The following is a 7,010-nucleotide window of genomic DNA, read 5'->3' on the forward strand; positions in this document are numbered from 1 at the left end:
TCTGCTCCTTGCCCGTGCCCAGGTCCTTCGCGGTCACGTGCATGATGCCGTTGGCGTCGATGTCGAAGGCGACCTCGATCTGCGGGACGCCACGGGGCGCCGGCGGCAGACCGGTCAGCTCGAACATGCCGAGCTTCTTGTTGTACGCGGCGATCTCGCGCTCGCCCTGGTAGACCTGGATCTGCACCGACGGCTGGTTGTCCTCGGCCGTCGTGAAGATCTCGGAGCGCTTCGTCGGGATCGTGGTGTTGCGCTCGATGAGCTTCGTCATGATGCCGCCCTTGGTCTCGATACCGAGGGACAGCGGGGTCACGTCGAGGAGCAGGACGTCCTTGACCTCACCCTTCAGCACACCGGCCTGCAGCGAGGCGCCGATCGCCACGACCTCGTCCGGGTTCACCCCCTTGTGCGGGTCCTTGCCGGTCAGCTCCCGCACCAGCTCCGTGACCGCGGGCATCCGCGTCGAACCGCCGACCAGGATCACATGGTCGATGTCCGACACCTTGATGCCCGCGTCCTTGATCGCGTTGTGGAACGGGCCCTTGCAGCGGTCCAGCAGATCCTCCGTCATCTGCTCGAACTGGGCGCGCGTCAGCTTCTCGTCCAGGTGCAGCGGGCCCTCGGCGGAGGCGCTGAGATACGGCAGGTTGACCGATGTCTCCGTCGCCGCCGACAGCTCGATCTTCGCCTTCTCGGCGGCCTCGCGCAGCCGCTGCGTGGCCATCCGGTCCTTGGACAGATCGATCCCGTAGTTGTTCTTGAACTGCTTGGCCAGATGATCGACGACCCTCTGGTCCCAGTCGTCGCCGCCCAGGTGCGTGTCGCCGTTCGTGGCCTTCACCTCGACCACGCCCTCGCCGATCTCCAGCAGCGACACGTCGAAGGTGCCGCCGCCGAGGTCGAAGACCAGGATCGTCTGGTCGTTCTCCTTGTCCAGGCCGTAGGCGAGCGCGGCCGCCGTCGGCTCGTTGATGATCCGCAGGACGTTCAGGCCCGCGATCTCCCCGGCCTCCTTGGTCGCGGTGCGCTGGGAGTCGTTGAAGTACGCCGGGACGGTGATCACCGCGTCCTTCACGTCCTCGCCGAGGTACGCCTCCGCGTCCCGCTTCAGCTTCTGCAGGACCCGCGCGGAGATCTCCTGGGCGGTGTACCGCTTGCCGTCGATGTCGCCCGTGTCCGGGAAGCGCCAGTCGGCCTCACCCATGTGCCGCTTGACGGACCGCACCGTACGGTCGACGTTCGTGACGGCCTGCCGCTTGGCCACCTCGCCCACCAGGACGTCGCCGTTCTTGGCGAAGCCGACCACGGACGGTGTCGTGCGGGCACCCTCCGTGTTGGTGATGACCGTCGGCTCACCGCCCTCCAGGACGCTCACCACCGAGTTCGTCGTTCCGAGGTCGATACCCACTGCGCGTGCCATCGCCTGCTCCTCAGACCTCGCTCGCGGCGCCTCCGCCGCTGTGACGTGCTCTTTAGAACCTACCCAGGAATCTTTCCAAATGTCATGATCTGCACCCTTTGCCGACATTGCCAACATCTCAAGGCTTCCGGACACGGCGAAGGCCGCGCCGGACGATCCGGCACGGCCTCCGCCACGCGCGTGGTACCCCGAGCGGGCTCCGGGTGTCAGCCCAGGGTGGCCAGGGCCTGGTTGAAGGTCTGCGACGGGCGCATGACCGCCGCCGCCTTCTCCGCGTCCGGCTGGTAGTAGCCGCCGATGTCGGCCGGCTTGCCCTGCACCGCGATCAGCTCGCCGACGATCGTGCCCTCCTGCTCCGTGAGGGTCTTCGCCAGCGGCGCGAAGGCCTCGGCGAGCTGCGTGTCGTCGGTCTGCTTCGCCAGCTCCTGCGCCCAGTACATGGCCAGGTAGAAGTGGCTGCCGCGGTTGTCGATCCCGCCCAGGCGGCGGGTCGGCGACTTGTCCTCGTTGAGGAACGTCGCGGTGGCGCGGTCCAGCGTGTCCGCCAGGACCTGCGCCCGGGCGTTGCCGGTGCGCTGCGCGAGGTGCTCGAAGCTGGCGGCCAGCGCGAAGAACTCGCCCAGGCTGTCCCAGCGCAGGTAGTTCTCCTTGACCAGCTGCTGCACGTGCTTCGGCGCCGAGCCGCCCGCGCCGGTCTCGAACAGGCCGCCGCCGTTCATCAGCGGGACGACCGACAGCATCTTGGCGCTCGTGCCGAGCTCCAGGATCGGGAACAGGTCCGTCAGGTAGTCGCGCAGCACGTTGCCGGTGACGGAGATGGTGTCCTCGCCGCGGCGGATGCGCTCCAGCGAGAACCTGGTCGCCTCGACCGGCGGCATGATCTCGATCCGCAGGCCCTCGGTGTCGTGCTCCGTCAGGTACTGCCTGACCTTCTCGATGAGCTTGGCGTCGTGCGCGCGGCTCTCGTCGAGCCAGAATACCGCCGGGGCGCCGGTCGCGCGGGCGCGCGTGACGGCCAGCTTCACCCAGTCGCGGATCGGCGCGTCCTTGGCCTGGCACATGCGGAAGATGTCACCCGGGGCGACCTCCTGCTCCAGGACGACGTCGCCGGCCTGGTCGACGGCGCGGACGGTGCCGGCGGCGGCGATCTCGAAGGTCTTGTCGTGGGAGCCGTACTCCTCGGCCTTCTGCGCCATCAGACCGACGTTCGGGACCGAGCCCATGGTCGACGGGTCGAAGGCGCCGTTCGCGCGGCAGTCGTCGATGACCGCCTGGTACACGCCCGAGTAGCTGCTGTCCGGCAGCACGGCGAGCGTGTCGGCCTCCTGGCCGTCCGGGCCCCACATGTGGCCGGAGGTGCGGATCATCGCCGGCATGGAGGCGTCGACGATGACATCGCTCGGGACGTGCAGGTTCGTGATGCCGCGGTCCGAGTCGACCATCGCCAGGGCCGGGCCCTCGGCGAGCTCGGCGTCGAAGGACGCCTTGATCTCGTCGCCCTGCGGCAGGGACTCCAGGCCCTTCAGGATGCCGCCGAGGCCGTCGTTCGGGCTCAGACCGGCGCCGGCGAGCACGTCACCGTACGCCTCGAAGGTCTTCGGGAAGAAGGCGCGCACCACATGGCCGAAGATGATCGGGTCGGAGACCTTCATCATCGTGGCCTTCAGGTGTACGGAGAACAGCACGCCCTCCGCCTTGGCGCGGGCGACCTGCGCGGCCAGGAACTCCTTCAGCGCGGCCGCGCGCATGACCGCCGCGTCCACGACCTCGCCCGCGAGAACCGGCACCGACTCGCGCAGCACGGTGGTGGAGCCGTCGGCGGCGACGTGCTCGATACGGAGCGTGCCCTCTTCGGCGATCACCGCGGACTTCTCGGTGGACCGGAAGTCGTTCTCGCCCATGGTGGCGACGTTCGTCTTGGAGTCCGCCGTCCACGCGCCCATGCGGTGCGGGTGGGTCTTCGCGTAGTTCTTGACCGACGCGGGGGCGCGGCGGTCCGAGTTGCCCTCGCGCAGGACCGGGTTGACGGCGCTGCCCTTGACCTTGTCGTAGCGGGCGCGGATCTCGCGCTCCTCGTCGGTCTTCGGGTCGTCCGGGTAGTCCGGCAGCGCGTAGCCCTGCTCCTGGAGCTCGGCGATCGCGGCCTTGAGCTGCGGGATCGACGCCGAGATGTTCGGCAGCTTGATGATGTTGGCACCGGGCGTCTTCGCCAGCTCGCCGAGCTCGGCCAGCGCGTCCTCGATGCGCTGCCCCTCCTCAAGGCGCTCCGGGAAGGAGGCGATGATCCGGCCCGCCAGGGAGATGTCGCGGGTCTCGACGCTGACGCCGGCCGTCGAGGCGTACGCCTGGACCACGGGCAGGAACGAGTACGTCGCCAGGGCCGGGGCCTCGTCAGTGTGGGTATAGATGATGGTCGAGTCAGTCACCGGGTGCTCCGCTCCACGTCTGTAACATTGCTCGACATCAAGATATCTCGTGATCGGCCGGGCCTCGACAGAGGTCCCGCACAGACTCTCCGGCAACCGCCGCCCACATCTCAACCGGGCCGCACCCCATTCCCGTACGAGTCCGGTACGAGGCCGCGGGCCACCCCGCACGAAAGGTCTGGACCAGGGTCTTGTCCTGGTCCGGCGAGCCCGCGAAGCTCAGCTCATGGACCTGGAGTTGCGGCACCTGAAGACGCTGCGGGCGATCGCCGACGCCGGAAGCCTCACCAAGGCCGCCACCTCACTCGGACTGGCCCAGCCCGCACTCAGCGCCCAGCTCAAGCGGATCGAGCGGGCCCTGGGCGGGACGCTGTTCGAACGAGGGCGGCACGGCGTACGGGCGACCCCGCTCGGCGAGCTCGTCCTGGAACGCGCGCGGATCGTGCTGCCCGCCGTCACCGAGCTCCAGCGCGACGCCGTACGGTTCGCCACCGGCGCCCGCACGGGCACGGGCCCCGCGGGCGGCCGCTTCCGGCTCGGCGGCACCCACGGCCCCCTCCTCGGCGCCCTCGTCGACCGGCTCGCCGCCGCCCACCCCGGCGCACCCGTCACCACCCACACCTCCTGGTCCGAGCGGGAGATCGCCGCCGGCGTCGCCGAGGGCCGCCTCGACTACGCCCTCGTCGGCACCTGCGGCAGCAGCGCCCCACCCGAGAGCGAACGGCTCGCCTGGTGCGAGATCGCCACCGACCCCGTCTTCGTCATGCTCGCCACCGCCCATCCGCTCGCCGCCCACGACCACGTCGGCCTGGCCGACCTCGCCGACGCCGCCTGGACCGACGTACCCGGCGACGGCTGCTTCGGCGACTGCTTCCACGCCGCCTGCGCCCGCGCCGGCTTCACCCCGGCGCGCGTGTACGAGACGGACACCGCGTCCTGCGTCCACCTCGTCCAGGTCGGCCGCGCCGTCGGCCTCTGCCGCGCCACGTTCCCCGACACCGCCGGGCTCGTCACCCGGCCCCTCACCGGCACCCCGCTGCTCTGGCGCCACCTCCTCGGCTGGCACCCGGCCACCCCCGCGGCGACCGCCGCACCGGCCGTCCTCGCCCACGCGCGCGCCGCCCACACCGCCGCCGCCGAGCGCAGCCGGAGTTACGCCGCCTGGCGGGCGAGCGCGTCTTCCATAACGCCGAACAGAGAGAACAACGACATCTTCTGACGGGCATTCGGCAACACCTACGGTTTCGGGACCCCCACCGGAAACCGAGGAGAACACCAGATGCTCCACAGACACGCCCGAGCCGCGTGTGCCGCCCTCACCTCCGTCACGGCAGCCGGCGCACTCCTGCTGACGGCCGCACTCCCCGGCGCCACCGCGGCCGAGCCCGCCCCGCCGGCCACCCCCTCGGCGGCGGCCGCCATGGGAGCCGACTCCCCGTCCCCCGAGATCCTCGCCGCCATGCAGCGCGACCTGGGCCTCACCGACACCCAGGCCAGGCAGCGCCTCGTCAACGAGGCCGAAGCGGGCGCACTCGCCGGCCGGCTGCACAGCACCCTCGGCAAGGACTTCGCCGGCGCCTGGGTGCGCGGCTCCGTCTCCTCCGCCCTCACCGTCGCCACCACCGACCCCGCCGACGCGACCGCCATCCGCTCCGCCGGAGCCCAGGCCCAGGTCGTCCGCCACTCCCTGGACCGGCTGGACGCCGCCAAGGCCGCACTCGACCGGGCCGCCGCCCGCACCGCCGTCACCCAGGACGCCCCCGTCTGGTACGTCGACGTCCGCACCAACGCCGTCGTCCTCAAGGCCGGCCTGCGGGCCGCCGCCGAGAGGTTCCTCGCCGCCTCCGGCGCCGACCGGTCGCTCGTCCGTATCGAGACGTCCACCGAGCGGCCCCGCCCGCTGTACGACATCCGGGGCGGCGACGCCTACCACATGGGCGGCGGCGGCCGCTGCTCCGTCGGCTTCGCCATCACGCGCGGCACCCAGCACGGCTTCGCCACCGCCGGCCACTGCGGCCGCGCCGGCACCTCCACCAGCGGCTACAACCAGGTCGCCCAGGGCACCTTCCAGGCGTCCAGCTTCCCCGGCCGCGACATGGCGTGGGTCGCCACCAACACCAACTGGCGCTCCACGCCGTACGTCAAGGGCCAGGCCGGCCAGAACGTGCGGGTCACCGGCTCGACCCAGGCCGTCGTCGGCGCGTCCATCTGCCGCTCCGGCTCCACCACCGGCTGGCACTGCGGAACGATCCTCCAGCACAACACGAGCGTCACCTACCCCGAGGGCACGATCAGCGGCGTGACCCGCACCTCCGTGTGCGCCGAGCCCGGCGACTCGGGCGGCTCGTACATCTCCGGCAGCCAGGCGCAGGGCGTCACCTCCGGCGGCTCCGGCAACTGCCGCAGCGGCGGCACGACGTACCACCAGCCCGTCAACCCGCTGCTCCAGGCGTACGGCCTGACGCTCACCACCAGCACGGACCCCGGCGACCCGGGCGACCCCGGCGACCCCGGTGACCCCGGCGAGCCGGGCGGCACGTGGGCGGCCGGCACCGTCTACCAGGTCGGCGCGCAGGTCACGTACGGCGGCGCGACCTACCGCTGCCTCCAGGGCCACCAGGCCCAGACCGGCTGGGAGCCGCCGAACGTCCCCGCCCTGTGGCAGCGCCTCTGACGGCGGGCCACATCACGCGCCCGGGGCCCGGCACACCGCCGGGCCCCGGGCCCTTGGTGCCCGCGGTTGCCGCGGTTGCCGCCGCCCCGGCGCGGGGAGAGCCTGGACCCATGACCCGCCGCACCGCCCGCACCGCCCGCACCGCTCCACGCATCCGCCGCGTCTACGACCCCGCCGACGCCGACGACGGCGCGCGCGTGCTGGTCGACCGGCTGTGGCCGCGCGGACTGGCCAAGGAGGACGCGCGCGTCGACGAGTGGCCCAGGTCCCTCACGCCGTCCACCGAGCTCCGGCGCTGGTTCCACGGCGCGGAGGCCACGGACGCCTCGGTGTTCGAGGAGTTCCGGCGCCGGTACGAGGAGGAGCTCGCCGCCCCGGAGGCCGCCGAAGCCCTGGACCGCGTCCGCACCCTCACCCGCGAGGGCCCCGTGACCCTGCTCACCGCGTCCAAGGACCCGGAGCACAGCCACGCGGCCGTCCTGCGCGACCT

5 protein-coding genes are annotated in these 7,010 nt (G+C 71.7%); 3 read left to right on the top strand and 2 right to left on the bottom strand.

Features of this window, described 5'->3' with window-relative positions; all coding sequences use genetic code 11:
* Both dnaK and HTZ82_RS31070 read right to left on the bottom strand, forming a co-directional pair.
* Positions 1–1,420: molecular chaperone DnaK (gene dnaK, locus HTZ82_RS31065; RefSeq protein WP_175412746.1), on the bottom strand; the 1,420-nt coding region annotated here is incomplete at its 3' end.
* Positions 1,421–1,626: 206 nt separating this feature from the next.
* Complete coding sequence (locus HTZ82_RS31070; protein ID WP_175412747.1) at positions 1,627–3,846, bottom strand: NADP-dependent isocitrate dehydrogenase; 2,220 nt, start codon at positions 3,844–3,846, stop codon at positions 1,627–1,629.
* Positions 3,847–4,072: 226 nt separating this feature from the next.
* Between HTZ82_RS31070 and HTZ82_RS31075 the strand changes: the two genes are divergently transcribed.
* From HTZ82_RS31075 to HTZ82_RS31085, 3 genes are all read left to right on the top strand, one after another.
* The gene (locus HTZ82_RS31075) at positions 4,073–5,065 is read left to right on the top strand and encodes a LysR family transcriptional regulator (protein ID WP_175412748.1); all 993 of its coding nucleotides are present in this window, start codon (positions 4,073–4,075) and stop codon (positions 5,063–5,065) included.
* Between the two features lie 60 nt (positions 5,066–5,125).
* Positions 5,126–6,520: a carbohydrate-binding protein gene (locus HTZ82_RS31080; RefSeq protein WP_175412749.1), complete on the top strand. Its 1,395-nt coding sequence runs from the start codon at positions 5,126–5,128 to the stop codon at positions 6,518–6,520.
* A gap of 110 nt (positions 6,521–6,630) precedes the next feature.
* On the top strand, positions 6,631–7,010 hold a 380-nt coding region (locus HTZ82_RS31085), incomplete at its 3' end, for a DUF488 domain-containing protein (protein ID WP_175412750.1).

The organism is Streptomyces sp. TRM64462 (assembly GCF_013362995.1).
In the GTDB taxonomy this organism is placed as follows: domain Bacteria; phylum Actinomycetota; class Actinomycetes; order Streptomycetales; family Streptomycetaceae; genus Streptomyces.